Source organism: Tunicatimonas sp., assembly GCF_049647865.1.
Taxonomy (GTDB): Bacteria; Bacteroidota; Bacteroidia; order Cytophagales; family Cyclobacteriaceae; genus Tunicatimonas.
Genome location: NZ_JBARYM010000658.1, coordinates 1 through 3,107, shown reverse-complemented (window position 1 = coordinate 3,107; position 3,107 = coordinate 1). Strand labels below are relative to the sequence as shown.

General features: G+C 45.3%; 4 protein-coding genes. 2 read left to right on the top strand and 2 right to left on the bottom strand.

Annotated features, from left to right (window positions below; translation table 11 throughout):
* Positions 1-725: nucleoside triphosphate pyrophosphohydrolase (gene mazG / locus WBA23_RS19290; RefSeq protein ID WP_424583914.1), on the bottom strand; the 725-nt coding region annotated here is incomplete at its 3' end.
* 183 nt (positions 726-908) lie between these two features.
* Here mazG and WBA23_RS19285 point away from each other — a divergent pair.
* Both WBA23_RS19285 and glmM read left to right on the top strand, forming a co-directional pair.
* Positions 909-1,133, top strand: a complete 225-nt coding sequence (locus WBA23_RS19285) for a hypothetical protein (RefSeq protein ID WP_424583913.1) — start codon at positions 909-911, stop codon at positions 1,131-1,133.
* 61 nt (positions 1,134-1,194) lie between these two features.
* Positions 1,195-2,610, top strand: coding sequence for a phosphoglucosamine mutase (glmM, locus tag WBA23_RS19280; protein WP_424583912.1), 1,416 nt, complete (start codon positions 1,195-1,197; stop codon positions 2,608-2,610).
* A gap of 4 nt (positions 2,611-2,614) precedes the next feature.
* Here the strand turns inward: glmM and WBA23_RS19275 are convergent.
* The coding region (locus WBA23_RS19275) for an ABC transporter permease (protein ID WP_424583911.1) at positions 2,615-3,107 on the bottom strand (493 nt) is incomplete at its 5' end.

Genomic DNA, 3,107 nt, shown 5'->3' with positions numbered 1-3,107 from the left:
TCAATATACTGAAAGCGATGCATAAATTTTCGGTTAGTCCCCTCCAGAGCCTCTTCCGGATTAATTCCAGCAAAGCGAGCGTAGTTGATCAGAGCAAACAACAGGTCGCCGAATTCGTCCTCCATTTCAGTTGAGTTACCTAGCACTTCGGCATCTCGAAATTCTTGCATTTCTTCCTGCACTTTCGCCCACACTTCGGACTTTTCGCTCCAGTCAAATCCTACTCCTCGGGCTTTCTCCTGCATCCGAAAGGCTTTCAGCAGAGCCGGTAAGGACGAGGGTACTCCACTCAGTGCCGACTTGCGGGTTTCGCTTGCGCCTTCCTCTTCTCTTTCTTTCAGTTTAATCTGCTCCCAGTTTTGCTCAACGGCGCGAGCATCGTTGGCTTCCGTGTCGCCGTACACGTGGGGATGCCGCCGAATCAACTTATCGCAAATACCGTTCAGCACATCGCTAATGTCAAAGGCTTTTTGTTCGCTGGCTATTTTAGCGTAAAAAACCAGGTGCAGGGCCAAGTCGCCCAGCTCTTTACGTACCTCGCTGAGGTTGCCACTCAAAATTGCATCCGATAGTTCGTATGTTTCTTCAATAGTCAGATGACGAATGCTTTCAATAGTCTGTTTGCGGTCCCAGGGGCACTTCACCCGTAACTCTTCCATGATTGTAAGGAGACGATCAAAGGCATCCAGGGCTACTGCACGCCGCTCGTTTATTGGGTTATTCATAATTTGTGAGGTTTATAGTTGACGGTCCACGATCCATAGGTTAGTAAAAACGATAGAATTTCAACAACGGACTATTGGCAGTGGACTATAAACTAACAACATTAAACAATTCTTCCCGAAACTTTGTATCCAGCTCACTCGTTTTCAATCAGTAATGCTATCTTTGCATCAAACACCGAAGTTATGACTACTATATTATTAGCCATAGGATTTATTGCTTTATTCTTCATACTGATGAGCGTCCGTCTTATCTTCTTAAAAGACGGAGAATTTAAGGGTACTTGCGCTTCTCAGAACCCTTATCTGAATAAAGAAGGATCTGACTGCGGCTTCTGCGGTAAAAAAGCCGGTGAAGCCTGCGGTAATCCTGATTCAGAAGTAAATAAAGTGTTGGCTAAGTTCGACTGATTTTCTATTTCGCCACCCACTGCTTATTGTTTTTAGCGAAATCTCACAAACCACACTATCTTTGACACTTATCTCATCAATATCCGGTATTCGGGGCACTATTGGCGGCTCCGTTGGAGAGGGACTCACTCCTATCGATACAGTTAAATATACGGCTGCTTTTGGCACTTATCTGAAGCAGCAGCAGGGTAACAAATCGCACAACGGTAAAGTGCAAATAGTTATTGGCCGCGATGCTCGTATTTCGGGTAGTATGGTAGCTAAGCTAGTCAGTGCTACGCTACAAGGGTTAGGAATTAATGTGCTGGATATTGATTTGGCTACAACTCCTACCGTAGAGCTGGCCGTAGTTAATGAGAAAGCGCAAGGTGGTATTATCATCACGGCTAGTCATAATCCCGGTCAGTGGAATGCCCTCAAACTTTTGAATGAGGCAGGTGAATTTATTTCGGCTGAAGCTGGAAAAGTGGTGCTTGACCTAGCCGAATCTGCTGATTTTGACTTTGCTACGGTTAACAAACTAGGCTCGTACCAACGGGGTGAAGGGGCCACCGAAAAACATATTGAAGCAATACTGGCTTTGCCTGAAGTAGATGCGGAAGCTATTCAGGCACGAAATTTTAAAGTCGCTATTGATTGTATCAATTCGGTGGGTAGTATTGCGGTGCCAATGTTACTAGAAAAGCTAGGCGTTGATCAGATAGAAAAATTTTACTGCGAACCTAACGGATCATTTGCCCACAACCCGGAACCCGTTCCCGAAAACCTGAACCACATTTGTGGTAAGATGGAGCAAGGCGCGTTTGATCTAGGTATTGTGGTTGATCCCGACGTAGACCGCTTGGTCTTAATTCAGGAAAACGGTGATCCGTTTGGTGAAGAATACACATTAGTTGCAGTAGCTGATTATATCTTAGGATTGAATAAAGGCGGTAACACCGTATCTAACCTTTCTTCCTCATTAGCTTTATCTGATGTCACTAAAAAGCACGGTGGCAACTATATTGCCTCGGCTGTAGGAGAAGTGAACGTAGTGAAGGCTATGAAGAAAACCGATGCTATTATTGGTGGAGAAGGCAATGGCGGGGTGATTTTTCCCAAGCTGCACTACGGCCGCGATGCGCTGGTAGGTATTGCCTTGTTCTTATCGCATCTGGCTAAATTCGGCAAACCGATTTCTCAACTGAAGGCGAAGTATCCGCAGTACCATATTTCCAAAAACAAAATGGAACTACCTTCGGAGATTGATCTGGAAGGTGTGCTGACTACTTTAGCCGAACGTTATGCCAACCATCCGGTAAACACTACCGACGGAGTAAAGATCAGCTTTGACCGAGAATGGGTGCATTTGCGCAAATCTAATACTGAGCCTATCATCCGCATTATTGCCGAATCCAATTCCCGCGCTACGGCAGAACATTTGGCAAACAAACTAATTGCCGATATCCGGGAGGTTATTAATACCGATCTTAGATAACTAACTACTCATCCCGCAAACAGTCCACCGGATTCACCCGAGCAGCTTTCACCGTTTGTAGTCCTACTGTAAACCAAGCAATGAGTAGCGCTAATAACCCCGCCCCGGCAAAGTACCACCACTGCAAATCGATGTGGAAGGCAAAGTTTTGTAGCCATTGCTGTGCCGCGAAATAACTGATAGGTAAGGCAATTCCAATGGCGACCAATACCATCTTGGTAAAGTCACTGGATAACAACCTTACAATACTCGTAGCACTAGCACCCAGTGCTTTACGAATACCAATTTCTTTTAAGCGACGTTCCGCCGTAAAGGCGGCTAAACCGAATAAACCCAGGCAGGAAATCAGAATGGCAATTCCGGCGAAGTATTTAGATAAGGTGGAAATGCGCTGTTCAGCGGCGTAGAGCGATTGGTACTTTTGGTCTAAGAACCAATAGTCAAACGGATACTCGGGATAAAATCTTTGAAATAATTGGGTAAGCTGCTCAATTGAT